The organism is Streptomyces sp. NPDC053493 (assembly GCF_044544825.1).
Lineage (GTDB): Bacteria > Actinomycetota > Actinomycetes > Streptomycetales > Streptomycetaceae > Streptomyces.
In genome coordinates, this window is record NZ_JBITXS010000001.1 from 970,433 (window position 1) to 996,028 (window position 25,596).

The 25,596-nt window shown below is 73.4% G+C and carries 16 protein-coding genes; 3 read left to right on the forward strand and 13 right to left on the reverse strand.

Going from position 1 to position 25,596, the window contains the following annotated elements; all coding sequences use genetic code 11:
• Nucleotides 1-24: 24 nt before the first annotated feature.
• The 3 genes from ACIGO8_RS04350 to guaA all read right to left on the reverse strand — a co-directional run bounded on the left by ACIGO8_RS04350 (nucleotide 25) and on the right by guaA (nucleotide 3,991).
• Nucleotides 25-1,266 carry a hypothetical protein gene (locus ACIGO8_RS04350; RefSeq protein WP_399723565.1) on the reverse strand — a complete coding sequence of 414 codons (1,242 nt, stop codon included), beginning with the start codon at nucleotides 1,264-1,266 and terminating at the stop codon, nucleotides 25-27.
• Nucleotides 1,267-1,433: 167 nt separating this feature from the next.
• The gene (locus tag ACIGO8_RS04355; RefSeq protein WP_399723567.1) at nucleotides 1,434-2,234 is read right to left on the reverse strand and encodes a class II aldolase/adducin family protein; all 801 of its coding nucleotides are present in this window, start codon (nucleotides 2,232-2,234) and stop codon (nucleotides 1,434-1,436) included.
• A gap of 155 nt (nucleotides 2,235-2,389) precedes the next feature.
• Entirely contained in the window at nucleotides 2,390-3,991 is a 1,602-nt protein-coding gene (guaA, locus tag ACIGO8_RS04360) for a glutamine-hydrolyzing GMP synthase (RefSeq protein WP_399723569.1), read from the reverse strand.
• Between the two features lie 384 nt (nucleotides 3,992-4,375).
• Between guaA and ACIGO8_RS04365 the strand changes: the two genes are divergently transcribed.
• The gene (locus tag ACIGO8_RS04365; RefSeq protein ID WP_399723571.1) at nucleotides 4,376-4,681 is read left to right on the forward strand and encodes a chorismate mutase; all 306 of its coding nucleotides are present in this window, start codon (nucleotides 4,376-4,378) and stop codon (nucleotides 4,679-4,681) included.
• A 719-nt stretch (nucleotides 4,682-5,400) separates the two neighbouring features.
• Here the strand turns inward: ACIGO8_RS04365 and ACIGO8_RS04370 are convergent.
• The 6 genes from ACIGO8_RS04370 to ACIGO8_RS04395 form a co-directional block, all read right to left on the reverse strand.
• The gene (locus ACIGO8_RS04370) at nucleotides 5,401-7,233 is read right to left on the reverse strand and encodes a GMC oxidoreductase (protein WP_399723573.1); all 1,833 of its coding nucleotides are present in this window, start codon (nucleotides 7,231-7,233) and stop codon (nucleotides 5,401-5,403) included.
• 44 nt (nucleotides 7,234-7,277) lie between these two features.
• Nucleotides 7,278-8,906, reverse strand: a complete 1,629-nt coding sequence (locus ACIGO8_RS04375; protein WP_399723575.1) for a succinic semialdehyde dehydrogenase — start codon at nucleotides 8,904-8,906, stop codon at nucleotides 7,278-7,280.
• Nucleotides 8,907-9,050: 144 nt separating this feature from the next.
• Nucleotides 9,051-10,898 (reverse strand): serine/threonine-protein kinase, encoded by a 1,848-nt coding sequence (locus tag ACIGO8_RS04380; protein WP_399723577.1) that lies wholly within the window; start codon nucleotides 10,896-10,898, stop codon nucleotides 9,051-9,053.
• A 184-nt stretch (nucleotides 10,899-11,082) separates the two neighbouring features.
• Nucleotides 11,083-13,902, reverse strand: a complete 2,820-nt coding sequence (locus tag ACIGO8_RS04385; protein ID WP_399723579.1) for a protein kinase — start codon at nucleotides 13,900-13,902, stop codon at nucleotides 11,083-11,085.
• Nucleotides 13,903-13,977: 75 nt separating this feature from the next.
• On the reverse strand, nucleotides 13,978-16,452 hold the full coding sequence (locus ACIGO8_RS04390) for a serine/threonine-protein kinase (protein ID WP_399723581.1): 2,475 nt from the start codon (nucleotides 16,450-16,452) through the stop codon (nucleotides 13,978-13,980).
• A 164-nt stretch (nucleotides 16,453-16,616) separates the two neighbouring features.
• A complete protein-coding gene (locus tag ACIGO8_RS04395; protein WP_399723583.1) occupies nucleotides 16,617-18,323 on the reverse strand; it encodes a glycerol-3-phosphate dehydrogenase/oxidase in 1,707 nt (568 codons plus the stop codon).
• Nucleotides 18,324-18,625: 302 nt separating this feature from the next.
• Here ACIGO8_RS04395 and ACIGO8_RS04400 point away from each other — a divergent pair, with 302 nt between their 5' ends.
• Nucleotides 18,626-19,879: a nucleotide sugar dehydrogenase gene (locus tag ACIGO8_RS04400; RefSeq protein WP_399723585.1), complete on the forward strand. Its 1,254-nt coding sequence runs from the start codon at nucleotides 18,626-18,628 to the stop codon at nucleotides 19,877-19,879.
• 85 nt (nucleotides 19,880-19,964) lie between these two features.
• On the opposite strand, the gene ACIGO8_RS04405 is transcribed toward ACIGO8_RS04400, so the two are convergent.
• From ACIGO8_RS04405 to ACIGO8_RS04420, 4 genes are all read right to left on the reverse strand, one after another.
• Complete coding sequence (locus ACIGO8_RS04405) at nucleotides 19,965-21,089, reverse strand: GuaB3 family IMP dehydrogenase-related protein (protein WP_399723587.1); 1,125 nt, start codon at nucleotides 21,087-21,089, stop codon at nucleotides 19,965-19,967.
• Nucleotides 21,090-21,226: 137 nt separating this feature from the next.
• On the reverse strand, nucleotides 21,227-22,729 hold the full coding sequence (guaB, locus tag ACIGO8_RS04410) for an IMP dehydrogenase (protein ID WP_399723589.1): 1,503 nt from the start codon (nucleotides 22,727-22,729) through the stop codon (nucleotides 21,227-21,229).
• Nucleotides 22,730-22,933: 204 nt separating this feature from the next.
• A complete protein-coding gene (locus ACIGO8_RS04415; protein ID WP_399723591.1) occupies nucleotides 22,934-23,536 on the reverse strand; it encodes a sigma-70 family RNA polymerase sigma factor in 603 nt (200 codons plus the stop codon).
• 246 nt (nucleotides 23,537-23,782) lie between these two features.
• Nucleotides 23,783-24,394, reverse strand: a complete 612-nt coding sequence (locus tag ACIGO8_RS04420; protein ID WP_003948568.1) for a response regulator transcription factor — start codon at nucleotides 24,392-24,394, stop codon at nucleotides 23,783-23,785.
• 460 nt (nucleotides 24,395-24,854) lie between these two features.
• Here ACIGO8_RS04420 and ACIGO8_RS04425 point away from each other — a divergent pair, with 460 nt between their 5' ends.
• Nucleotides 24,855-25,205: a WhiB family transcriptional regulator gene (locus ACIGO8_RS04425; protein ID WP_399723593.1), complete on the forward strand. Its 351-nt coding sequence runs from the start codon at nucleotides 24,855-24,857 to the stop codon at nucleotides 25,203-25,205.
• Nucleotides 25,206-25,596: the final 391 nt, after the last annotated feature.

Sequence of the window (25,596 nt, forward strand, 5' to 3'; positions counted from 1 at the left end):
AAGTCCGCGGAAGTGGGCTCGGGGTCAGTCGACGACGTCGATCGTGACCCGGTTGGTCTCGACACCGGCGGCGGTCACGACCGACACCTCCACCCGGCCCGGTTCGACATCGGCCGGCAGCGGGACGGTCAGGGCGGTGTCGGTCGGGTTGGCGAAGCCGCCGGGCACCGGGACCAGCGGCACATGGGCGTGGACCGGGCCGATCCGGACGACCAGCCGGGTCAGCGGCTCGGCGCCGCCCGCGCCGGCCGGGACGAAGCCGCTGCCGCGGATCTCGATGTCGTCGCCGGTGCGGATCGGGGCGTCGAGGTCGCCGGCCTCGCGGGCCCGCACCACGGAGAAGATCTTGGGCCGGCCGCCCTCGGAGCACTTGCCGAAGAGATAGCCGGTCACGGAGACGGCGAGCAGCAGCACCAGCGTCCAGGGCAGCTCGGGCAGCCGGTCGGGAGCGCGGCCGAGCCGGACCGCGGCGACGACGAGCACGGCGGCGGTCACCAGGACGTACTGCACGTCGGTGAGGCCGGCCCGGCCGTCGTCGTCGCACAGGACGTCGGCCGGCCGGGGCCGGTCGGCGCGGACCTTCTGCAGCCGCCGCGCCGCGACCCGCAGCGCGACGATCGTCCGGGCGACGACGGCGGTCCAGCCGGCCAGCGCGAGCACGACGAGCAGTCCGGCGCCGCGCCGCAGGCCGAGGTCCACGTGCTGCGTACCGCCCGCCAGACGCAGGGCGAGCAGCAGCACCGCGTATCCGGTGAAGAGGAGCCAGGCGGCGGCGACGGTGCGGGAGGTGGAGATCCGGTTGTCCTCGCCGACGAGCACGGCGACGATCCCGCCCCGGTCGCGGTGGAGGCGGGCCGCGGCGGTCAGCGCGGCGGCGAGGATCGCGGCGGCGCCCAGGGCCGCGGTGCGGGTGCCGGTCCAGCCGGTGCCGAGCGCGGTGAGGGCCTGGCCGAGGAGCAGCATCAGGACGGCGCCCCAGGCGGCGGCGAGCGTGCCCCGGTGGATCCGGCCGAGCCGCGACGGGCCGGCTTCCCGGCTGCGCGCGGTGACGGTGCGGGCGGACTGGGCGAGTTCGTCGGAGACCCACTGGCGGGAGGCGACCGGCGAGTGGGCGAGGGCGGCGGGCACGCCGTGCCCGGTGGCCAGCTCGTCGCGCCGGGCGAGGAAGGCGGCGACGGCCCGCCGGTGGCCGGAGCGTTCGCAGTGCGGGCAGCCGCCGTCCGTCGCGGCGTCCGCCCCGCACTGTCTCGCCTCTTGCACCGCCACGGCGCCGCCCACTTCCCGATCGGTCGACCGACCCACGTCCCTGCCAACTGGCTGTCGATTCCCGGGAATTGTGCCGCACCCACTGCCCGCACGGGGGCCCCGGCACCCCTCGCGCGAGAGTGATTGAAGAGTCATCACATTGACGTAAGGACAGCCAAGACCACCTGTTACGACAGGAGTTCGGGCTCGGTGCGGCTGATCCGCCGCCACAGCGGCTGGTAGTTGATCCAGGCCACCAGGTCGCTGCCGATCTGCTCGCGGGTGGCGACGGCGTCGCGGTGGTCGATGAGCACCGGCTTGCCCGCGGCCCGGGCGGTCAGCTGCACCTGCGCGCACCGTTCCATGGCGATGAACCACCAGGCCGCCGCGTCCACGGACGATCCGACCGTGAGCAGCCCGTGGTTGCGCAGCACGATCGCCTTGAGGCCGCCGAGGGCGACCGCGATCCGCCGGCCCTCCTCCGGGTCGACGGTGACGCCGGTGTAGGCGTCGTAGAGGGCGTGGTCCTGGTAGAAGGCGCAGGCCTCCTGCGTGATCGGGTCGAGCAGCTCGCCGAGGGCGGCGAGTGCCCGCCCGTGCGGGGAGTGGGTGTGCGCGACGGCCACGACGTCGGGCCGGGCCCGGTGGACCTGGGCGTGCACGGTGAACGCGGCCTGGTTGACGTGATGGGCGCCGTACACCACCTGCCCGTCGCCGTTGACCAGGATCAGATCGCTCGCGGTGAGCTCGGCGAAGGGCGCGCCGAACGGGTTCACCCAGAAGCAGTCGGGATGCTCCGGGTCGCGGGCGGTGAGGTGGCCGGACACCCCTTCCTCGTACCCCAGCTGTCCGAAGATCCGCAGCGCGGCGGCGAGTCGCTGCTTGCGGTGGGCGCGCTCCTCGGCGCTGCTCGCGTGGACGGGCGGCATCGCGAAGTGGAGCTGCTCGACGGGAACGGGGGCCGGGACGGGCGCCGGTATCTCGGTCATGCGCCGGAAGGTAACGCCCGTCCCGCCAAGTCTCCAGAGCCCGTACGGACCAAAGGCCGACGCCCTCGGCGGCACCGGCGGGGGCGGGCCGCCCACGACGAAGCCGCCGTCCCCGGTCGTCGGGGAGCGGCGGCTTCACTGGTGCGCGGGAGGGGTCACTCCCACTCGATGGTGCCCGGCGGCTTGCTCGTCACGTCGAGGACGACGCGGTTGACGTCGGCGACCTCGTTGGTGATGCGGGTCGAGATGCGGGCGAGCACCTCGTAGGGCAGGCGCGACCAGTCGGCGGTCATGGCGTCCTCGGAGGACACCGGGCGCAGCACGATCGGGTGGCCGTAGGTGCGGCCGTCGCCCTGGACGCCGACCGAGCGGACGTCGGCGAGCAGCACGACCGGGCACTGCCAGATGTCGCGGTCGAGACCGGCGGCGGTCAGCTCCTCGCGGGCGATGGCGTCGGCCTCGCGCAGCAGGTCCAGGCGCTCCTTGGTGACCTCGCCGACGATGCGGATGCCGAGGCCGGGGCCGGGGAACGGCTGGCGCTGGACGATCTCCTCGGGCAGGCCGAGCTCCTGGCCGACCATGCGGACCTCGTCCTTGAACAGCTGGCGCAGCGGCTCGACGAGCTCGAACTCCAGGTCCTCGGGGAGGCCGCCCACGTTGTGGTGCGACTTGATGTTGGCGGTGCCGGTGCCGCCGCCGGACTCGACGATGTCCGGGTACAGGGTGCCCTGGACGAGGAAGGCGACCTCCTCGCCGTCGGCGGCGCCCTCGGCGATGATCTCGGCCTGCGCCTGCTCGAAGACGCGGATGAACTCCCGGCCGATGATCTTGCGCTTCGTCTCCGGGTCGGAGACGCCGGCGAGCGCGGTGAGGAATCGCTCCTGCGCGTCGACGACCTTCAGCTGGACGCCGGTGGCGGCCACGAAGTCCTTCTCGACCTGCTCGGTCTCGTTCTTGCGCATCAGGCCGTGGTCGACGTAGACGCAGGTCAGCTGCGAGCCGATGGCCTTCTGCACGAGGGCGGCGGCCACGGCGGAGTCGACGCCGCCGGACAGACCGCAGATGGCGCGCTTGGTGCCGACCTGGGCGCGGATGGCCGCGACCTGCTCCTCGATGACGTTGCCGGTGGTCCAGGTGGGCTCGATGCCGGCGCCGCGGTAGAGGAAGTGCTCCAGGATCTGCTGGCCGTGCGTGGAGTGCATCACCTCGGGGTGGTACTGGACGCCGTACAGCTTCTTCGCGTCGTTCTCGAAGGCGGCGACCGGCACGACGTCGGTGGACGCGGTGACGGTGAAGCCCTCGGGCGCGGCGGAGCAGGCGTCGCCGTGCGACATCCACACGGACTGCTCGACCGGGGTGCCCTCGAAGAGGGTGGAGCCGGCCTTGGAGACGTGCAGCGGCGTACGGCCGTACTCGCGGGCACCGGTGTTGTCGACGGTGCCGCCGAGCGTGGTCGCCATCAGCTGGAAGCCGTAGCACATGCCGAAGACGGGGACGCCGGCCTCGAAGATCTCGCGGTCCAGGCGCGGGGCGCCCTCGGCGTACACGGAGGACGGGCCGCCGGAGAGGATGATCGCCTTCGGCTTCTTGGCCAGCATCTCGGCCACCGGCATGGTGGACGGGACGATCTCGCTGTAGACCCGCGCCTCACGGACGCGACGGGCGATGAGCTGGGCGTACTGGGCGCCGAAGTCGACAACGAGGACTACGTCCGGGTTGGTGACGTCGGGCGCGGCAGCGGGGGGCGCTGATGACACTACGGCGGCCTTCCGGCGGTAGGAGCGGTTCCCCCGACAGGGGGGCTATTTGTCGATTCTACCGGCGCGCCGGTGGCTCGTTTCGTCTCACCATCCGAACCTGGGCGCTTCCGGGGTGGCCTTCGTCTCACCATCCGAACCCGGCTTGCCCCGGGACGCGCGGAAGGGGCCATACTGTGCCCCATGCGCACGCTCACGACCTTCGTCTTTACCTATGGCAACCGGCCCACCGGCTGCCATGGTCGTGCTGCTTGAGCAACTGACAAGCGACTTCCCAGGCGCCCCGGGCCGACAAGGCCCGGGGCGTTCTGCTTGTTCCGGGCCGCGCAGGCCCGGGGCTCCCGGACCCGAGATCCGACCGGACCGACACCCAGGAGCCCCGACATGACCACGAAGACCGTCACCGCGCAGTCCCTCACCGAGCAGACCGGCGCCCGCACCGACGAGGCCGCGGCCCTCATCGGCGACGCGCGCGAGCGCATCGACGCGCTCGACGACCGGATCATCGGCCTGATCCAGGAACGGGTGGCCGTCTCGGCCGTCATCCAGGAGGCGCGGATCTCGTCCGGCGGCCGCCGGGTGAACCTGGCGCGCGAGATGGAGGTCCTCGGCCACTACCGCGACGCGCTGGGCAAGCCGGGCACCGCGATCGCGATGACGATGCTGGAGCTGTGCCGCGGCCGCATCTGAACCCCGCCTGGCCGAGCCAAGCCGGGCCGGACCGGAGCGGCGCCGAGCCGGAGCACCGCGCCCGCCGAGCCGGAGCACCGAGCCCGCCGGGCCGCGGCGCCGCGCGTGTGAGTGCCGTTCCGCACCCGAGTTCGGTCGCACCCTCACCCGTACGGCGCGTGACCGGCCGCGGCGCCGCCTCGTTGGTCGTGATGTCCGTGCCAGCCAGGGGCGGGCCCGAAAAAGACCACGCGTGGCTTCGCTGGGGCGTGTGACGTACCTCCGGTACGTCGTGGGACCTCGCCCCAGCGCGCGTGACCGGACGGCAGGGGACAGCAGCCCGGTCACCCAGAAAGGGCGGTCGGTCCCGGGGACGCCCGGGACCGACCGCAACCGGCCGAACGACCCGAGACCCACCGTCCCGCTCCCCGCTCCCCCACACCTCCCTCTCCCCACCCGCCAGGGGCCCCGCGCCGCGACCGGAATCGCGCCGCGGGGCCCCTGCGCCGTGCCGGACGAACACTCCGAGCGATACGTGACGCGCGTCACATAAAGATCTCGTGAGACGGCTACAACCAATCCCCCAGGTCACCGGTCATCTATGCAGCACCACCCAGAAACTGGAGGGGCGCTGCACTCGGAGGGGGGTGCAGCGCCCTTTCCGTTTTTCCGGAACGTCTTCCGGAACGTCTTCCGGAACGCGCTCCGGGACGTTCCGCCAGGAGGCCGGGCTCCGCGGGTCAGGCCCGCTTGGGCGGGACCGCCGGGATGCCGAGGAAGGGCAGCTTCAGGGCGCCGAAGGCCTCGGCCGGGACCGCCGGGGACTTGGGCTCGACCGGCGCCAGCCGGACGTACGCCTCGCCCTGGCGCGGGCGCGGGTCCTCCTCGCCCTTGTTCGGCCAGAAGGACATCGCCCGCTCCGCCTGCGCCGTGATCGTCAGGGACGGGTTGACGCCCAGGTTGGCCGAGACCGCCGAACCGTCGACGACGGAGATGCCCGGGTGGCCGTAGAGCCGGTGGTACGGGTCGATGACGCCGGACTCCGCGTCCGCGCCGATCGGGCAGCCGCCCAGGAAGTGCGCGGTGAGCGGGGTGCCCATCAGCTCGCCGACGTTGGAGCCGGCGAAACCGTTGATCTCCTCGGCCATCAGGCTCGCGGCGCGCGTCGCCGCCTCGATCTGGGTGGGATTGGGCGCGCCGTGGCCCTGGCGGGCGGTGAGCAGGCCCTTCCCGAGGCCGCCGGGCTTGCGGTAGGTGGTGAGGGAGTTGTCCAGGGACTGCATGACCAGGCCGATGATGGTCCGCTCCGACCAGCGGCGGTTGGACAGCGAGCGCATCGCGAGCGCCGGGTGCTTGACGAGCTCGAGGAGCCACTTGCGGACCCGGTGGGCCCCGTAGGGCACCTGCAGGACGGTGAGGCCGCCCATGGAGTTCGAGCCCTTGCCGTAGCGGACCGGCTCGATGTGGGTGTTGTCGTCCGGGTGGATCGACGAGGTGATCGCGACGCCCTTGGTGAAGTCGGCCCGCTCCTTGCCGTGCCGCTTGCGGTAGCGGCGGTCGGTGGTCTGGGCGCCGACGAGCGCCTCGGAGTTGGTACGGGTCAGCTCGCCGAGCCGGCCGGAGATGTGGGGCAGCAGCCCGGTGTCCTTCATCCGGTGCAGCAGGGTCTGGGTGCCGTACGTGCCGGCGGCGATCACCACCCGGCGGGCGGTGAAGGTGCGGCCCGCGCCCTTCTTCCGGTTGTCGGTGGGCAGCGTCCTGACCGCGTAGCCGCCGCGCGAGTCCTCGGTGACGGCGACGACCGAGGTCATGGGGTGGACGACCGCGCCGGCCTTCTCGGCGAGATAGAGGTAGTTCTCGTTGAGGGTGTTCTTGGCGCCGTGCCGGCAGCCGGTCATGCACTCGCCGCACTCGGTGCAGGCCTTGCGGGAGGGCCCCGCGCCGCCGAAGTACGGGTCGGCGACCTCGCCCCCGGGCCTGGCCCTGACCTTCTCCGACCCGTCGGCGTCGGAGCCGTCCCCGAAGAAGACGCCGACCGGCGCCATGTGGAAGGTGTCGCCGATGCCCATGGCCTGGGCGGTGGCCTTCAGGTGGACGTCGGAGGGCGTCATGGTCGGGTTGAGCCGGACGCCGAGCATCCGCTTGGCCTGGTCGTAGTACGGCGAGAGTTCCGCCCGCCAGTCGGTGATGTCCTTCCACTGCGGGTCGTCGAAGAACGGCGCGAGCGGCTCGTAGAGGGTGTTGGCGTAGTTGAGGGAACCGCCGCCGACGCCGGCGCCCGCGAGCACCATGACGTTGCCGAGCAGGTGGATGCGCTGGATCCCGTAGAGGCCGAGCGCCGGGGCCCACAGGAAGTTCTTCAGGTCCCAGGAGTTCTTCGGCAGGGTCTCGCGGGTGTAGCGGCGGCCGGCCTCCAGGACGCCGACCCGGTAGCCCTTCTCGGTCAGGCGGAGCGCCGTGACCGAGCCGCCGAAGCCGGAGCCGACGACGAGGACGTCGTAGTCGTAGGCGTGGCCCGAGGCGTCGTCCGAGCCGTCCTCGGCCTGATTCTGGGCAGGGGGTACCGTGGTCATGGCTCTCCTCGTACGGAAAGGGGGACAGGTGGGGCGGACGGGCGTCAGCGCAGGCGCAGGGCCTTCATCACCTTCAGGGACGTGCTCATGAAGGCCGCGTACTTCTCGTCGTCCATCCCGAAGGACGGCGCGAGCGGCATCAGCCGCTGCTGGGCGACGGTCTGGGCCTCGGTGTACTTGAGGATGCCCTCGGAACCGTGCCGCCGGCCGAGTCCGGAGTCCTTCATCCCGCCCATCGGGGCCTGGACGCTGCCGTAGGCGGGCGCGTAGCCCTCGTTGATGTTGACGGTGCCGGTGCGCAGCCGGGCGGCCACCGCGTGGCCGCGGCGGGAGTCGGTGGTCCAGACGGAGGAGTTCAGCCCGTACGGGGTGGCGTTGGCGAGCTCGATCACCTCGTCCTCGTCGCTGAAGCGGTAGATCGAGACGACCGGGCCGAAGGTCTCCTCGGCGCAGACGGCCATCGGGGCCTCGACGCCGTCGAGGATGGTCGGCTCGAAGAAGAGCGGGCCGATGTCGGGGCGGGCGACGCCGCCCGCGACCAGCTTGGCGCCCTTGGCGACGGCCTCCTCGACGTGCCGGGTGACGGTCTCCAGCTGCCGCTCGCCGACGAGGGAGCCCATGTCGGCGCCGTACGCGAGCGACTTGCCGAGCCGCATGGCCTTGGTGCGGGCGGCGAAGCGGGCGACGAACTCGTCGGCCACCGACTCGTGCACGTACAGCCGCTCGATGGAGATGCACAGCTGGCCGGCGGAGGAGAAGCAGGCGCGGACGGCGCCGGCGGCGGCCTTCTCGACGTCGGCGTCCTCGAGGACCAGCATGGCGTTCTTGCCGCCGAGCTCGAGGCTGACGCCGACGAGGCGGGCGGCGGCGCCCTGGGCGACCTCGCGGCCGGTGCGGGTGGAGCCGGTGAAGGAGACGTAGTCGGCGTGCCGGACGACCTCGGGGCCGACGACCGGGCCCTCGCCGAGCACGACCTGGAAGACCTCGGCCGGCAGACCGGCCTCGATCAGCAGGTCGCGGGCCCACAGGGCGGTCAGGGCGGTCTCGGTGTCCGGCTTCATCACGACCGCGTTGCCGGAGACGAAGGCGGGCAGCGCGTCGCCGACCGACAGCTCCAGGGGATAGTTCCAGGGCGCGATCTGGCCGACGACACCGCGCGGCTGGCGCAGCTCGGTGACCTTGGTGAGGGTCGGCACGACGCCGGTGTGGTGCCGGGGCTTGAGGTAGGCGGGCGCCTTGCGGCCGTAGTGCCGGGCGGCGACGGCGACCGCCTGGATCTCCTCGTGGGCGTGCAGGCGGGCCTTGCCGGTCTCCAGCTGGATGAGGTCGAGGACCTCGGCCTGGCGCTGGAGGACCAGGTCGTGGAAACGCAGCAGGACGGCCGCGCGGGCCTTGACGGGCGTCGCGGCCCAGGCGCGCTGGGCGGCGCGGGCGCGCGTGAAGGCCGTGGCGACGTCCTCGGGCGTGGACTCGGGCAGGTCCGCGAGCTTCTCGCCGGTGAACGGCGTGTGGTTCGCGGTGCGGCCGGAGCCCACGACGCCGCGGGTGAGCCGGGCGACCAGGTCGGGCGTGACCACGTCGGCGGCCGTGCGCGCGCCGGCCGGCGCGGGCGCGACGGGGTTGGTGCCGGTGGTGGCCGGGGCCGGGGTGGTGAGTACCTGCGAGTCCGTCATGAGGGCGAGAGTAGGCCGCATTCCGGGCTTTGGGTACCCGTCGGTAACGCGTTTTCACCGGGTGCGCACATCACGCCAGCGATCGCTGGCACATAAGCCCTGATCAGGGGCTTACGCCCGGCCGGGCGTGCGATGTCCGCCCGCTCAGCCCGACTGCCCGCCCGACTGCTCGCCCGGCGCCCGCCAGTGCCGCAGAACGACGTCGAACTGCTCCCGGGTGGTCTCCCAGCTCGCCTCGGGCGAGGACATGTAGAGGGCGTACTCGGTGCCGTCGTCGCCGAAGTAGACCTGGTCGATCGCGTGCCGGGGGCCGGCGAACTCCTGCTTCTCGGTCCAGGTGAACTCCCACCGCGCGGAACGGACCTGGTCGCGGTAGGTGTTCTGGTTCAGCAGGATCCGCTGGTAGTCCATCCGCTTCCGGAGCGTCTTCTCCAGGTCCAGCAGGTGCACGTACGGGTTCTCGAAGTCGGGCGTGGGATCGATGCTGATCCGGATGCGGTGGCGTCCGTTGTCCGGCGTGTAGTCGACGTTGTCGCCGTCCGTCTGCCGCTTCCAGCCGTCCGGTACGACCAGGCTGAAGCCGTCCGGGTCCTCGACCCGGTGCCAGCCGGCCGGGACGGCGCCCTTGTCCCGGTCCTTGGCCGCGCCCTCGGTGACGGCGGGCGTGCCGGTGCCCTTCCCGCCCTGGTCACCGCCCATGTGGGTCATGGCGGCGAAGACCGCGCCGCCCGCGATGACGCCGGCGGCCACGGCGGCGAGCACCGCCGTACGCCACCGGCCCCGGCCGCCCTGCGCCGGGATCGCGGACGGAAGGACCGGGCCGCCGGAGCCGCCCGCGGCGGTGCCGGGGCCGGTGTTGCCGGTGTTTCCGGGGCCGGTGCTGCCGGAGCCGGTGCCCGCGCCTGTGCCTGTGCCTGTGCCTGGGCCTGTGCCTGTGCCTGTGCCTGTGGCGACGGTGCTGCCGGGGCGGTCCTCGGGCGGCGTCCCGGCCGGCTGGGCGGACGGCACGGAGTCGGCGTACCCGTCCCGGGGCAGCGGCACCGTGGACGAGGGCACGGCGGAGGCCGCGGCGGACGGCACGGGAGCGGCGGCGGCCAGCTCCTCGGCCCCCACCCGCTGCGTCGGCACGTAGGCCTGCGCCGCGTCCGGCGCCCGGCCCTCCATCGCGTCGAGCAGCATCCGCTCCGTCTCGTCCGCGCCCGGCCGCTGCGCCGGGTCCTTGCGCAGCAGGGCGACGATGACAGGCGCGAGCGCGCCCGCCTTCTCGGGATACGGCGGCTCCTCGGTCACCACGGCCTGCATGGTGCTGATGGGCGAGGTGCGGCGGAACGGCGAGGTGCCCTCCACCGCCGCGTACAGCGTGGCGCCGAGCGACCACAGGTCCGAAGCCGGGCCCGGGTCGCCGCCCCGCACCCGCTCGGGCGCCAGGTAGTCGATGGACCCGACGAGCTCGCCGGTGCGCGTGATCGAGGAGTCGCCCTCGATCGCGGCGATGCCGAAGTCCGTGATCAGGACCCGGCCGTCGCGGGCGAGCAGCACGTTGCCCGGCTTCACGTCCCGGTGCAGCACGCCGGCGGCGTGCGCCGCGCGCAGGGCGCCGAGCACGTGCAGACCGATCCGGGCCGCCTCGCGCGACTCGATCGTGCCGGACTCGGACTCCTTCGTCGCGTCCGCGAGCGAAGGCCCGTCCACGTACTGCATGACGATCCACGGCCGGTCGTCGTGCTCCAGGACGTCGTGCACGGTGACCACGCCCGGGTGGGTGATCCGGGCCGCGGCCCGGGCCTCCTTCTGCGTCCGGGCGTGCAGAACCAGCCGGTCGGCCTCCGCCACGAACCGGCCCGCCGTCAACTCCTTGACGGCCACCACCCGGTGCAGCACCTCGTCGTGCGCGCGCCACACCTTGCCCATGCCGCCGCGCCCGATCGACTCGCCCAACCGGTAGCGTCCGGCGAGCAGCAGCCCGGTGCCGGTGCTCTCAGAATGTTCCACGTGCCCCCGCCTGTTTGCTTCGGAAGCAAGGGTACGGAGGGTGGGGCGGCCCACGGAACCTCGGGGCCGCTTTGGGAACCACACTGTGACCGGCTGATGGACCGTCGAATTCCGGACAACTCGCGGAGCGTCAACGGGTCGTCGACGGACCGTCAACCGCGGGGCGGGAGCCGGAGCGTGCGGCTCAGCGGGTGGCCCGGTAGGCCTTCACCGCCTGCTCGTAGATCTCGGACACTTTGTCCCGTTCGTTCGAGGGACCGATGACCTGGACGACGTGGTAGCGGCCGCCGTCGATCAGCGCCAGATTGCGCACGAAGACCTCACGGCCGGTGCTGTCCTGCCAGGTGAACTGGCCCTCCGCCATGGCCTGCCGGCCCACGTCGATCCGGCGCAGGCCCGAGGCGCTGGACCAGGACGAGTCCCGCCAGGGCTGGAGCTCGCGCTCCTTCGTGCGCTGGTACGCCATGGGATCGGCGCCGTTCGCCTGCACGGTGTCGCGGCCGGGGACCACGATCAGGAAGAAGTCGCCGCCGGTGAAGCGCACTTGTCCGGCGTCGTTGACGGGACTGCGCCGCCAGCCGCGCGGCACGCCGACCTGGAAGCCCTCGGTGTCCTTGCGGAGCTCGTAGCCGGAGGCGAGCGCCGGACCGGACGGGTCGGCGGCCGGCGGCGTGGTGGCGGGCGGCTTGGTCACGGGCGGCGTGGTGGCCGGTTCGGACGGGGTGGCGCCGGTGGTGGCGGACGGCGCGCCCGACGGGGCCGGCGGGGTGCCGGACTTCGCCGGAGGCGCGCCCGTACCGCCGCGCTCCTCGCCCTCCTTGGGCATGAACAGCACGGCGTACGCGACGGCCCCGGCCAGCAGCAGGCAGATCAGGAGCAGGAGCGTACGGCCGAGGGCGCGTGGGGACCCGGAGGAGCGCCCTGGAGCACGGGGCGCCCGCGGGGCGCGCTGCGGGATCTCCTCGTGCACCGGCGCGTAGGCCGGCTCGTCGACGTACGGCGCCGCGCGCACCGCGCGTCGCTTCGCGTGGCGGTGGCGCCCGCCGGCGGCGCCGCCGCGCCGTCGGCGCACCAACTCGCCGCGCCTGCGCACGATGGGCAGCCGGGTGGCGTCCGGGGACGGCAGCGGTACGACGCCGATGCCGGCCTCGGGCTCGGGCGCCGAACGGACGAGGGAGCGCAGCCAGCCGCTCAGCTCCTCGACGTCGGGGCGCTCGGTCGGGTCCTGGCGCAGCAGCGACTCGACGACGGGCCGCAGCGGGCCGCACTCCTCGGCGAAGGCGGGCGGCTCGGCGCAGACCAGCTGGACGAGTTCGGCGGCGCTGTCCTCGGGATACGGGGCGTGGCCCTGCACGGCCCGGTAGAGCAGCGCGCCGAGCGCCCACAGGTCGGTGGCCGGGCCGATGGGCGGGGCCAGTCGCCAGTGCTCGTGCACCGGGCCCGCCTGCTCCGGCGCCCAGCGCTCGGTGACGGCGCCGACGACGGCGATCCGCGTCTGCCGGGCGCGCTCGGCCGCGAGCCGGGTCACGGGACCGCGGTACGTGTCGGGCGCGAGCCCGGACGCGGGCACGGGCGTGGTGGCGGGGACGGGCCGGGGTTCGGGCGTCGCCGCGCGGTAGCCGGCGGGCAGCGCGGGCAGCCCGCCGCCGGCCGGAACGGAACGGCCGCCGTCGCGGGCGGCGTGCGGGCCGTCGCTCCAGCTCCCGGAGAGATACGCGCGCGGCGGCGGGCCGCCGTACGTGCCGCCCGTCTCGTCCTCGTCGTCGCCGTCGTCCTCGTCGTCGCCCAGCCGGGCCCACCACTGGGGCGCGGGCGGGGCCGGCGGTGCGGGCGGGCCCGGCGGCGGCGCGGACGGGGCGGCCGGGGCCTGGGGCGGCGCGGGAGGCGCGCTCGCCTCGCCGATCCGCGCGGCGGCCCGTGCGCCGGCCCGGTAGGCGGCGATGGCTCCCGCCCGCGCCGCCCGTACGTCCGCGCCCGGCGCGCCACCCGGCGCCGCGGGCAACTGGGGCCGCCCCGCGGCCCCGTACGGCGTGCCGCCGTCGGGCCCGTAACCGGTGTGCTCCGGCGCGCCGGACGCGTCCGGGCCGTCCTCGTCCGCCTGCCGGCCGGCGTCCGGGCCGTAGGGCCCGGGGGCCTCGATGCCGGTCACGGCCGGCTCGAGCGCGTCGTGCCCGTACGCGTCGGCCGGGCGGCTCCCGGGAACGCGCGCGCCCGGCACGTAGGTCCCGGGCGGACCCGGCCGGCCGTCGTCGTCCCGCCCGTGGACGCCGGCCTCGTCGTACGGCTCGGCATCGTAGGCGCCGTGCTCATGGACCTCGTCGGCCTCGTCGTCGTACGCCACGGTGTCGGTGTACGCGTCGGTGTCGGCGTACGCCTCGGTGCCGTACGCGTCGGCCGGGCCGTCCGCGTACTCGTCCGAGGGCACCGGGGCGTAGCCGCAGAGGGCCTCTTCGGCGGCGCCGGCGGCGAGGCCGGTGAGGACGACGCGGCCGTCCTCGCAGACGAGGACGGTACGGGTGGTGACGTTCCGGTGGGTCCAGCCGTGCGCGTGCAGGGTGCGCAGGGCGGTGAGGAGGTCGGCGCCTATCTCGGCGGCCCGATAGGGGCTGAGCGGACCCTCGGCGAGGAGCTCGGTGAGCGGCGTGGCCGCCACGAACTCGCTCACTATCCACAGCGATCCGGCCTCCGCGAACACGTCGAAGACCTGGTCGAGGCGCGGATGGTCGGGGATCCGGGCGGCGGCCTGGGCGGCCTCGACGGCGCGGCGCACGGCCGGGTCGGCCGGTCTTCGGGTGGCGCGGCCGGGATCCGCGTAGGGCTGGTCGTCGACGAGTTCGGCGTCGACGACCTCGGGCAGCGGCACCTGACGGATGCGCACTTCCTGGCCGCTGTACGTGTCGAAGGCGCGCGTCTCGACGAGGTCGTAGGCGTCCGCGTGCGCGTCGTCCGGCGGCAGGGGCAGACGGTAGCGGTCCGCGAGCACCCTTCCCGCGTAGTCGTCCACGACGCCTCCCCACGCGCCTTCCGTCCCCCGGGCCCCGCCCTCGCGGGCGGGGCTTCTCACGATACGTCCCGCCCGTCAGTCCTTGGGGCTGAACGTGGCGAACGCGGTCTCCCGCAGCGTCTTGCACTCCGCCGCGTCCCACGCGTCGGCGCGGCAGCTGACCATGATCGAGTAGCCGTGGCCGGCGTCGACCTTGAAGCCGCGGTTGAGCACCCGGATGCGCATGCCGTTCTGGGTGCGCTCGAACTCCCAGTCCGCGACGGTCGGGTAGCCCTTGTACTCGACCGCCCGTATGCCGATGTGCCGGTAGCCGTTGCTCGACGCGGCGACGGCGGCCATGGCGGCCCGCCACGCGGCGGCGGCGTCGTCCTTCGGGCTGTCGTTGAAGTCGACCTGGACGCGCGGGAACGCGCCTTCCGAGGCGTTGAAGATGCCGCCCGAGTTCTGGCCCGCTATCGCGGTCATCCGGAACGAGGCGGGCATCGCCATCCGGAAGTGGAAGCGGTCGTTGGTGACCGTGACGTAACCGGCGGGCAGCTGCGTGCCGTTGCCGGCGCCGTTCCCGCCGTTGTTCTGGTCGCCGCCCTGGCCACCGGAGGGCGTCGTGCCGCTCTGGCCGCCGCTGTCGGCGGCGGGCTTGCCGCCGCTGCCCTGCTGCGTCGGGTCGCTCGGCGACTTGTCCGTGTTCCGGCCGTCGGCGCCGCCGGACGCGGCACCGGCCGAGGCGGTGGTGCCGCCGGTCTTCGCGCCGTCCTTGCCCTGGTCGGCGCCGTCCTTGCCGCCGCCGAGCGCGACGTACAGGATCGTGCCGAGCAGGACGGCGAGGACGACCGCGGCGATGATCACCAGGGTGCGGCGCGGGACGACGTCGGTGAGCGAGGCCCTGGCCGGCGTGGGCCGGTCCGGCGCCGTCGCTCCGGCGCCGGTGCGCGCGGGCTCGGTGCGGGACGCGGCGGCGTTGCGCACGGACTTGAGGGCGTCGCGCATCCGGTCGGCGGCCGCGTCGGCGGGCTTCTCCCGGCCGGGCCTGCCGAGGACGGGCGCGGCCGGCGGCCGGTCCGGGAGCGGCGGCAGCGGAACGACGCGGGTCGCCTCGGGCGAGGGCTCCGGCGCCGCCTCCGGCGCGTCGAGGACGGCGCGCAGCAGCGCCCGCGCGCCGGCGTCGTCGAGCCGCTGGTCGGGGTCCTTCTCGAGCAGGCCGTAGATGACCTGCTGCAGCTCCGGGCCGGCGTTCTTGGGCGGGTCGACCTGCTCGGTCATCACCGCGGTGAGCGTGGCGATGGCGGAGCCCTTGTCGTAGGGCGGGCTGCCCTCGACGGCCGCGTACAGGAGTCCGCCGAGCGACCACAGGTCGGCGGCGGGGCCGGGCTTGTGGCCGCGGGCCCGCTCGGGCGAGATGTACGAGGGCGCGCCGACGAGCATGCCGGTGGAGGTGATCGACGGGTCGCCCTCGACCTGGGCGATGCCGAAGTCGGTGAGGACGACCCGGCCGTCCTCGGCGATCAGCACGTTGGAGGGCTTCACGTCGCGGTGCAGGATGCCCTCGCGGTGCGCGGAACGCAGCACGTCGAGGATGGCGAGGCCGACCTCGGCGGCGCGGCGCGGGGTGAGCGTGCCGTCCTCGCGCACGGCGTCGGCGAGCGACTTGCCCTCGATGAGCTCCATGACGATCCACGGGCGGTCGTCCTCGTCGACGACGTCGTAGACGGTCACGGCGCCGTTGTTACGGATCCGGGCGATGGCCTTGGCCTCGCGCAGGGTCCGGGTGATGAGGCGTCGCTTCTCGTCCTCGTCGATGCTGTTGGGGAAGCGGAGCTCCTTGACGGCGACGGTGCGGCCGAGGGTCTCGTCGACCGCGCGCCACACGGTGCCCATGCCGCCACGGCCGAGGACGACGCCGAGCCGGTAACGCCCGGCGAGCAGCCGTCCTTCGGCGGACGACGCGTCGGTGCTTCCCGTGCGCCCGCTGCTCCCGGACCCGTCGGCGCCGAACCCGGCCGCCGGCGCGGCCCCGTCGGTCGACCTGCTCGCGCCCGGGCCCGTGCTCTTCGCCAGTCCGACGCCCGTCCGTGCGCCGCCCGTCGCCGGCTTCGCCGGGTCGCCCCGCCGGGCCGCCGGAGCGTCCGCCTTCGCGGACTTCTCACGCCCGTCCGCCGCCTCGACGTCCTTCGCCGTCGACACGACCTTGCGCCGCGGGTCCTCCGCCGCGCCGGCGTCCGCCGCGTCCCGCGGCTCGGCCGAGGCACCGTCAGCGGCGCCCGGCGCGGCGGCGCTCGTGGCGTCCCGCGGCTCGGCCGAACCCGTGCCGGGCCCGACCGCCTTGGCCTCCGCCGCGTCCCGCGGCTCCGTCGAGGCACCGTCAGCGGCGCTCGCGCCGCCCGGCGTCGGTGTGTCCTCGGGCGGCGAGGTCTTCGCCGCCGTCAGCTGGTCGGCCTGTTCCGGCGTGCGCGCGGCCGGGACCGCGCTCCGGTCGCCGTCGGTGGCGGCGCCCGCGGCGGCGTTCCGCCGGGGGGCCTGCCCCGTGTTCCGCGACTGCTCCGACTCCGACATGCGTCCCCTCTGCGATCCCTGTTTGTCGCCCGCGTCCGGAGCTCCCGCGCAATGCGGCAACCCGCCCTGGAAGAGAGCTCATTGTCCCTCACTCCGGGACCACCGGCTCCCCCGGGTCCGCACTCCGGTCGGGCCGCCCACCCCCGGGGGGTGCCCTGATCGGGTCAGATCGGCACGATGTCCGGCGCTCCGAGGCGCGCCGCGTCGGCCGTCAGGTCGTCCGGCTGGCGCTGGGACTCGCGTTCGGCCTGGACGCGCTTCTCGTAGTGTTCGACCTCCTTGTCGACGTGACCGGCGTCCCAGCCGAGCACGGGTGCCATGAGTTCGGCGCACTCGCGGGCGCTGAGCGTGCCGCGGTCGAAGGTCTCGATGGAGATGCGGGTGCGGCGGGTCAGGACGTCGTCGAGGTGGCACGCGCCCTCGTGCGAGGCCGCGTAGACGATCTCGGCCCGCAGATAGTCCTCGGCGGCCGGCAGCGGCGCGCCGAGGGACGGGTCGGCGGCGACGAGGGCGAGGACCTCCTCCGTCAGGGAGCCGTAGCGGTTGAGCAGATGCTCGATCCGGGCGACGTGGAGCCCGGCGCGGGCGGCGATTCCGGCGCGGGCGTTCCACAGGGCCTTGTAGCCCTCGGCGCCGAGGAGCGGGACGTCCTCGGTGACGCAGGCCGCGACCCTCTTGTCGAGGCCGTGGACGGCCTCGTCGACGGCGTCCTTGGCCATCACGCGGTAGGTCGTGTACTTGCCGCCGGCGACGACGACCAGGCCGGGCACCGGGTGGGCGACGGTGTGTTCGCGGGAGAGCTTGCTCGTCGCGTCCGACTCGCCGGCGAGCAGCGGCCGCAGGCCGGCGTAGACGCCTTCGACGTCGTCGCGGGTGAGCGGGGTGGCGAGCACGCCGTTCACGTGCTCCAGGAGATAGTCGATGTCGGCGCTGGAGGCGGCCGGGTGGGCCTTGTCGAGGTCCCAGTCGGTGTCGGTGGTGCCGATGATCCAGTGGCGGCCCCACGGGATGACGAAGAGCACGGACTTCTCGGTGCGCAGGATGAGTCCGGTGGTGGAGTGGATGCGGTCCTTGGGCACGACGAGGTGGATGCCCTTGGAGGCGCGGACGTGGAACTGGCCGCGCTCGCCGATGAGGGCCTGGGTGTCGTCCGTCCACACGCCGGTGGCGTTGACGATCTGACGGGCCCTGATCTCGTACTCGCCGCCGGTCTCGACGTCCCTGACGCGGGCGCCGACGACCCGCTCGCCCTCGCGCAGGAAGCCGACGACGCGGGCGCGGCTGGCGACCTGGGCGCCGTAGCTCGCGGCGGTGCGGACGAGGGTGGTGACGAAGCGGGCGTCGTCCATCTGGGCGTCGTAGTACTGCAGGGCGCCGACGAGGGCGTCCTTGCGCAGGCAGGGTGCGACGCGCAGGGCGCGGCGGCGGCTGAGGTGGCGGTGGACCGGGAGGCCGCGCCCGTGGCCGGAGGAGACGGACATCGCGTCGTACAGCGCGACGCCGGAGCCCGCGTAGAGCCGCTCCCAGCCCTTGTGTTGCAAGGGATAGAGGAACGGGACGGGTTTCACGAGGTGCGGCGCGAGCCGTTCGAGGAGGAGGCCGCGCTCCTTCAGGGCCTCGCGGACGAGGGCGAAGTCGAGCATCTCGAGATAGCGCAGGCCGCCGTGGATGAGCTTGCTGGACCGGCTGGAGGTGCCGGAGGCCCAGTCGCGGGCCTCGACGAGGCCGGTGGAGAGTCCTCTGGTGACGGCGTCGAGGGCGGTGCCGGCGCCGACGACTCCCGCGCCGACGACCAGTACGTCCAGTTCGTGCTCGGCCATCTGCGCGAGCGCCTCGGCGCGCTCGGCCGGTCCCAGTGTCGCTGTCCTCACGGCTGCTGCCTCCCGTCGCGTCCCCCGTGTGCCGGCGGAGCCGGGCGGCGGCGCGGGATCGGCTGGTGTCCGATGCGTCGCGCCGCGTGTGGTCCGGCTCACAGACTCGATTCTGGCCCGGCCCTCCGACTTCAGCCACCGCCTCGACCCCAGCCTGTGGATAACACTCGGCGACCTTCGGCCGCACAATGCCACATATCGGTCATATTTACGCTTAGTCTGACATTGCGTTCGCCCCCTTCGGTCCACAGGGCTTGCGCGTCGCGTCCCCTCCGGCTACTGGGAAGGACGGCCCATCCTCCATGCCCGCAGACCTCGCCGTCATCGGCCTCGGCCACCACGGACTCCCCCTCGCCCAGGCAGCCACCACGGCCGGCCTCGCCACCGTCGGCTACGACACCGATCCCCGCCCCGCCGCCGAACTCGCCGCCGGACGCCCGCCCGTCGACGGCTCCCTCACCGCCGCCGAGATCCGCCGGATGCTGGCCGCCGGCTTCCGGGCCGCCACCGGCCCCGCCGAGCTCGGCCGGGTGCGTACGGCCGTCATCTGCGCGCCCACGCCGGCCGGCCCGGACGGCGGCCTCGACCTCACCGCCGTCACCGACGCCGCCCACGCGCTCGCCGCCCGGCTGCGCCCGCACACCACCGTCGTCCTGGAGTCCCCGGTGCCGCCCGGCACCACCGAGGGCCCGCTGCGCGAGCTCCTCGAGGCGGGATCGGGACTGCGCGCCGGACGCGACTTCCACCTCGCGTACTCGCCCGGGCGCCTCGACCCCGGCAGCCGCGGCCACGGGAGCGGCCCGGGCCTGGCCGGCACGCCGAAGGTGATCGGCGGCCTGACGCCCGCCTGCACGGAGTCCGCGGCGGCCTTCTACGGGCGTCTGACGGACAAGGTGGTCCGCGCCCGCGGACCGCGCGAGGCCGAGACGGTCAAGCTCCTGGAGACCAACTTCCGGCACGTCAACATCGCCCTCGTCAACGAGATGGCGGTGCTCTGCCACGAGTTGGGCGTCGACCTGTGGGACGTCATCCGGTGCGCCGAGACCAAGCCCTTCGGCTTCCAGGCGTTCCGGCCCGGACCCGGCGTCGGCGGCCACGGCGTGCCCGTCGACCGGCTGGGCGGCCACCGGCCGCTGCGGCTGGTCGAACTCGCCGGGCAGGTCAACGAACGGATGCCGCAGTACGTCGTGCAGCGCTGCGCCACGCTCCTCAACGAGCACGGCAAGTCCGCGCGCGGCGCACGGGTCCTGCTGCTCGGCGTCACGTACAAACCCGATCTCGCCGACCGGCAGGGCTCGCCCGCCGACGAGATCGCCCGCCGGCTGACCGACCTCGGCGCAGCGGTCAGCTACCACGACCCCTACGTCCCCGACTGGCGCGTGGGCGACCTGCCGGTGCCCCGGGCCGACTCCCTCTACGAGGCCGCCGCCCACGCGGACCTGACGATCCTGCTCCAGCACCACCGCACGTACGACCTCCAGGGCCTCGCGGTGAAGGCCCAGCTGCTCCTCGACACCCGCGGCGCGACCCCGGCCGGCGCGGCGCACCGGTTGTGAGGAGGGGCGCACACCGAAGGGCGTACGCCGAGGGGCCCCGCACCATTCGGTGCGGGGCCCCTCGGCGTACGGGACGGGCGGTGGGTCAGCGCTTGTGCTGGGCGTCGGCGACCGTGACCTCGACGCGCTGGAACTCCTTCAGCTCGCTGTAGCCGGTGGTGGCCATGGCGCGGCGCAGGGCGCCGAAGAAGTTCATCGAGCCGTCCGGGGTGTGCGACGGGCCCGCGAGGATCTCCTCGGTGGTGCCGACCATGCCCAGGTCGACGAGCTTGCCGCGCGGCACGTCCTCGTGGACGGCCTCCATGCCCCAGTGGTGTCCCTTGCCGGGCGCGTCGGTGGCGCGGGCCAGCGGGGAGCCCATCATGACGGCGTCGGCGCCGCAGGCGATGGCCTTGGGCAGGTCGCCGGACCAGCCCACGCCGCCGTCGGCGATGACGTGCACGTAGCGGCCGCCGGACTCGTCCATGTAGTCGCGGCGGGCGGCGGCCACGTCGGCGACGGCGGTGGCCATCGGGACCTGGATGCCGAGCACGTTACGGGTGGTGTGGGCGGCGCCGCCGCCGAAGCCGACCAGGACGCCCGCGGCGCCGGTCCGCATCAGGTGCAGCGCGGCCGTGTAGGTGGCGCAGCCGCCGACGATCACCGGGACGTCGAGCTCGTAGATGAACTGCTTGAGGTTCAGCGGCTCGGCGGCGCCGGAGACGTGCTCGGCGGAGACGGTCGTGCCGCGGATGACGAAGATGTCCACGCCGGCGTCGACCACGGCCTTGGAGAACTGCGCGGTGCGCTGCGGGGAGAGCGCGGCGGCGGTGACCACACCCGAGTCGCGCACCTCCTTGATGCGCTGCCCGATCAGCTCCTCCTTGATCGGCGCGGCGTAGATCTCCTGCAGACGGCGGGTCGCGGTGGCCTCGTCCAGCTCGGCGATCTCGTCGAGCAGCGGCTGCGGGTCCTCGTAGCGGGTCCACAGGCCCTCGAGGTTCAGGACGCCGAGGCCGCCGAGCTCGCCGATGCGGATGGCGGTCTGCGGCGAGACGACCGAGTCCATGGGGGCGGCCAGGAAGGGCAGCTCGAAGCGGTAGGCGTCGATCTGCCAGGCGATCGAGACCTCCTTCGGGTCCCGGGTGCGCCGGCTCGGTACGACGGCGATGTCGTCGAACGCGTACGCCCTGCGGCCGCGCTTGCCGCGCCCGATCTCGATCTCAGTCACGTTGTGTGGCCTTTCCCTCTTGGTCTGCGCCTACCAGTATCCCCGAAGCACGCCGAAGGGGCGGCTCCGGCCGTATGCCGGAACCGCCCCTTCCCCGGCGTGCGCCGGCGCGGGCCGCCGTCCGCCGTCGCGCGCTGTTACTTGCGGCTGTAGTTCGGCGCCTCGACCGTCATCTGGATGTCGTGCGGGTGGCTCTCCTTGAGGCCGGCCGCGGTGATCCGGACGAAGCGGCCCTTGGACTCCATCTCCGCGACGGTGGCGGCGCCCACGTAGCCCATGGTCTGGCGCAGGCCGCCGACGAGCTGGTGCAGGACGTTGGCCAGCGGGCCGCGGTAGGGCACCTGGCCCTCGATGCCCTCGGGCACGAGCTTGTCGTCGGAGCTGACCTCGGCCTGGAAGTAGCGGTCCTTGGAGTAGGACCGGCCCTGGCCGCGGGACTGCATGGCGCCGAGCGAACCCATGCCGCGGTACGACTTGAACTGCTTGCCGTTGATGAAGAGCAGCTCGCCGGGCGACTCCTCACAGCCGGCGAGGAGGCTGCCGAGCATCACGGTGTCGGCGCCGGCGGCGAGCGCCTTGCCGATGTCGCCGGAGTACTGCAGGCCGCCGTCGCCGATCAGCGGGATGCCGGCCGGACGGGCCGCGAGCGAGGCCTCGTAGATGGCGCTGACCTGCGGGACGCCGATGCCGGCGACCACACGGGTGGTGCAGATGGAGCCCGGGCCGACGCCCACCTTGATGCCGTCGACGCCGGCGTCGATCATCGCCTGCGCGCCGTCACGGGTGGCGACGTTGCCGCCGATCACGTCGACGTTCACGCTCGACTTGATCTTCGCCATCCAGCTGAGGGCGTTGCTGTTGTGGCCGTGCGAGGTGTCGACGACCAGGAAGTCCACACCGGCGGCCGCGAGCGCCTGGGCGCGCTCGAGCGACTCGGGGCTGGCGCCGACGGCGGCGCCGACGAGCAGCCGGCCCTCGGCGTCCTTGGCGGCGTTCGGGTACTTCTCCGCCTTGACGAAGTCCTTGACGGTGATGAGGCCCTTGAGCACGCCCTCGTCGTCGACCAGCGGCAGCTTCTCGATCTTGTGGCGGCGCAGCAGCTCCATGGCGTCCACGCCGGAGATGCCGACCTTGCCGGTGACCAGCGGCATCGGCGTCATGACCTCGCGGACCTCGCGGCTGCGGTCGCTCTCGAAGGCCATGTCGCGGTTGGTCACGATGCCCAGCAGCTTGCCGTCCGGGTTGGTGACCGGGACGCCGCTGATGCGGAACTTGGCGCACAGGGCGTCGGCCTCGGCGAGCGTCGCCTCCGGGTGCACCGTGATCGGGTCGGTGACCATGCCGGACTCGGAGCGCTTGACGAGGTCGACCTGGTTGACCTGGTCCTCGACGGAGAGGTTGCGGTGCAGCACGCCGACGCCGCCCAGCCGGGCCATCGCGATCGCCATGCGGGACTCGGTCACCTTGTCCATCGCGGCGGAGAGCAGCGGGATGTTGACCCGCACGTTGCGGGAGATGCGGGACGAGGTGTCGACCGCGTTGGGGAGCACCTCGGATGCGCCCGGCAGCAGCAGCACGTCGTCGTAGGTCAGCCCGAGTGTCGCGAATTTACCGGGCACTCCGTCGACGTTTGCAGTCATGACACCTTCCCCAATGGCCTTGATCGGTGCGGATGTCCATGCTAACGGGCCGCGACCGTGTCTCATTCCACGAGCAAGATCAGCAAGAAGCTTTGGAGGTTTCTACGTGTACGTGAGGGATACACCTGAGCAGCAACCCTTACGGGCCGGACTACGAACCTCTCCCGCCCGGCCGAGGCCTCTCCCGCTCGGCCCGGGGCCCTTCTACTGCTCGGCCAGGGCCCGCAGCCGGCTGAGCGCGCGGTGCTGGGCCACCCGCACGGCTCCCGGCGACATGCCGAGCATCTGCCCGGTCTCCTCGGCGGTGAGCCCGACCGCGACCCGCAGCACCAGCAGCTCGCGCTGGTTCTCCGGGAGGTTGGCGAGCAGCTTCTTGGCCCACTCGGCGTCGTCGCTGAGCAGGGCGCGCTCCTCGGGTCCGAGCGAGTCGTCGGGCCGCTCGGGCATCTCGTCGGAGGGCACCGCCGTCGACCCCGGATGCCGCATGGCGGCCCGCTGGAGGTCGGCGACCTTGTGTCCGGCGATGGCGAAGACGAAGGCCTCGAAGGGCCTGCCGGTGTCCTTGTAGCGCGGCAGTGCCATGAGGACGGCGACGCAGACCTCCTGGGCGAGGTCCTCCACGAAGTGACGGGCGTCGCCGGGGAGCCGGTTCAGCCGGGTGCGGCAGTAGCGCAGGGCGAGCGGGTGCACGCGCGCGAGGAGATCGTGCGTGGCCTGCGCGTCCCCCTCGACGGCACGGTGAACGAGTGCACCGATCTCCCCCGGCCCGGCGGGCACGGGTGACCCCGTGGTCTCGTCGTCGCGCATCGCTCCATGGTGCCTCGGCGTCTGCTCGTTCGCGGCACCGCGTCCGTAGTTGTGCACCGAAGCGTTATGAGCAGGTGCGCCGGGACTCATCTCCTGCGCCCTCCCCTTCCGCTCGTTGTCCGCTGGCTCGTTCGTCTCGTCCCCGAGGAACTCCACGCCTTCAAGGATGCGGCATTCCGCGGGGAAGTGACACAAGCCCACCCCGTCCGCCCCGTGGCGGACGGGGATGCGGCCGAAGACCGCGGGTCAGCGGACCAGGCCCCAGCGGAATCCGAGCGCGACCGCGTGCGCCCGGTCCGAGGCGCCCAGCTTCTTGAAGAGGCGCCGGGCGTGCGTCTTGACGGTGTCCTCGGAGAGGAACAGCTCGCGTCCGATCTCCGCGTTGGACCGGCCGTGGCTCATGCCCTCGAGGACCTGGATCTCGCGTGCGGTCAGGGTGGGCGCCGCACCCATCTCGGCCGAGCGCAGCCGGCGCGGGGCGAGCCGCCAGGTCGGGTCGGCGAGGGCCTGGGTGACGGTCGCCCGCAGCTCGGCGCGCGAGGCGTCCTTGTGCAGATAGCCACGGGCGCCGGCGGCCACCGCGAGTGCGACGCCGTCCAGGTCCTCGGCGACGGTCAGCATGATGATGCGGGCGCCGGGGTCGGCGGACAGCAGCCGGCGGACGGTCTCGACGCCGCCCAGACCGGGCATGCGCACGTCCATCAGGATGAGGTCCGAGCGGTCCGCGCCCCAGCGGCGGAGGACCTCCTCACCGTTGGCCGCGGTGGTCACGCGCTCGACGCCGGGCACGGTCGCGACCGCGCGGCGAAGAGCCTCTCGGGCAAGCGGGGAGTCGTCGCAGACGAGGACGGATGTCATCGCTGACCTCCGTGGCTCTCGCAGCTGAAGCGCGTCACCTGTGGCCTCCAGGGCTGGTACGTATCGTCACCTGTGCGATTGACGCCCTCGGACACCTGCCCGAGCGCTTGTTCCTTCAACCGCCTCCGCACTCTCAACGATGGTCACTCGAAAGAGTTACGGGTCGGACGGCCGCCTTCGGCACTCTACGTGAGGGACCGTACGCGGAGGAGAGCGTCGCAGGTCACCCGTCCTTGGCTCGAAGCTATGCCCCATTTAGCGGGTTTTCTTCCCTTTTCGCAGTGTCTGTGGCTAGATTCGCAATGAGTCATATTTACATCTACTCAGTCAGTAGTTGTACGGTCGGGATCGAACCCGCTTGAGCGGGTACCCGAGACCCACTGAGGGGCGAAAGGCCCCCTCGATCAGCCATCCACCCGCCCACCTATCCGTTCGACACGGTTTCAAGGGGACAAGCGCAATGGCAGATTTCTCCCGCCTTCCCGGACCCAACGCCGATCTGTGGGACTGGCAGCTCCTCGCGGCCTGCCGCGGGGTCGACAGCTCCCTGTTCTTCCACCCCGAGGGAGAGCGCGGCGCGGCACGGAGTGCGCGCGAGAACTCGGCGAAAGAGGTCTGCATGCGGTGCCCGGTCCGCGCGGAGTGCGCGGCGCACGCGCTCGCCGTACGGGAGCCTTACGGCGTCTGGGGCGGCCTCACCGAGGACGAACGCGAGGAGCTCATGGGCCGGGCCCGCAACCGCCTGGTCACGACGGCCGCCGGAGTGACGCGGCCGTCGGCGTCGAGTTCGGCAGGCGTGGCCCACGCCTGAAGGAACGTTTCTGCAAACCTGCCTGACGGCACGCCAGGACGTCTGACGGGAGGACAGGAGCCGGGCGGGACGGTCCCGGTCGGCGCGGCTCCGGTCGGCCCGCGGCCGACCACCGCCGGCCGCCGCCCGTGATGCGCCGGCCGCCGGCGTCACGCGCACCCGTCACCCGTACGGCCCGACCCGGAGCCCCGTACGGCCTGACCCGGAGTTCCGTGCGGCCCGACCGCGTCACCCGGCCGGCCCCGACCGGTGTCCCCGCCCTCACCCGTACGGCGCCACGGCGGCCACCCGGACGGCCCCGGCCCGCTCACTCCGACGGCCCGCACCCCGTCACCCGGACAGCCCTCGGGGTCTCACCCCGACGGCCCGCGTCCCGTCACTCCGACGGCCC